This window comes from Methanoregula sp. (assembly GCF_002835825.1).
Lineage (GTDB): Archaea > Halobacteriota > Methanomicrobia > Methanomicrobiales > Methanospirillaceae > Methanoregula.
In genome coordinates this window covers 1-1352 of record NZ_PIZH01000560.1, presented here as the reverse complement: position 1 = coordinate 1352, position 1352 = coordinate 1, and the positions used below count along the sequence as shown (strand labels likewise).

Here is a 1352-nt window from a genome sequence, read left to right as displayed (position 1 = left end):
ACGTACATAAAGAAAAAATTCCCGAAACATACGTATGAACAATTCAATGTTGCACAGGATATCCGGAAGATCGAGAAGGATACCGCTGCGTGGAATGCGATTCTCGACAGTGTCCGGTCGGCAGACCTTGTGCTCTTTGCATTCCCGCTCTATTACCTGGTCGTCTCCTCCCAGTACAAGCGGTTTATCGAACTCATCTTCGAACGGAATGCACAGGACGTATTTGCCGGGACGTATGCGGCGTCGATCTCGACCTCCATCCATTTCTTTGACCAGATCGCCCATGCCTACATCCATGCAATCAGCGATGATCTCGGGATGAAGTACCTCGGGTTTTATTCTGCGGCCATGGACGATCTCCTACAGGAAGAAGAGCAGAAACGCCTGCAACAGTTCGCCTCCCTTCTCATCACTGCAGTGCAGGAGAAGATCCCCGTCCAGCAGGAGAATGCCCCGCTTGCCTGGCCACAACTTGCCTATTCCCCGGGTGCACCGGCCCGGACCCTTGACACCAAAACAAAAAAGATTGTCATCCTTACGGATGAAGACGGCAGTTCACCGAACCTTTCCGCAATGACCGCCCGGCTTGCAAAAACGTTCTCCGGTTCTGTCGAGACCATTAACCTCCATGACGTGAACATAAAGGGAGGCTGCCTCGGGTGCTGCCAGTGCGGGTACGACAACACCTGTGTCTATACGGACGGGTACACGGACTTTTTCACGAACACGCTGGTGCCTGCGGATATCATCGTCATTGCCGGATCGGTGCATGACCGGTACCTATCGTCGACATGGAAACAGTTCTTTGACCGGAGTTTCTTTAAAGGGCATATCCCGGGCCTGAAAGGAAAGCAGATCGGCTTTGTCATCGCCGGTCCCCTGCACCAGATCCCCTGCCTGAAGGAGGCGCTCGTGGCATGGGCCGACAATGGCGGATGCCACGCTCACTTCGTGACTGACGAAGTATCGGATTCCGGGGAGCTCGACGCCCTGCGCGATACAATGGCACAACGGCTCCATGAGTGTGCAGAGATCAGCTATATTCCGCCCCGGACATTCTACGCAGTCGGAGGCCACAAGATTTTCCGGGATTCGGTGTATGGAGAAATGAGGTTTATCTTCCAGGCGGATTACCGGTATTACTGCAGGAACGGGTTGTTGGATTTCCCGCAGGCAGACCTGAAGACCCGGTTCCTGAAGGCACTCTTCATTCCCCTGACAAAAATCTCCGGGTTCCGGAAGAACGTGTATGGCGGGATGAAATATCACATGATAAAACAGTTCGAACCGGTCCTGAAGAATGCAGCATGATGAAATCTCTTTTCGGGAATGCGTGATGAATAATCTCCTGT

Annotated in this window: 1 protein-coding gene; it reads left to right on the top strand. The window is 53.0% G+C overall.

The window, feature by feature from the left end; all coding sequences use genetic code 11:
• A partial coding sequence (locus tag CW742_RS13290; protein ID WP_292421168.1) for an NAD(P)H-dependent oxidoreductase occupies positions 1-1311 on the top strand: 1311 nt, incomplete at its 5' end.
• Between the last annotated feature and the right edge of the window lie 41 nt (positions 1312-1352).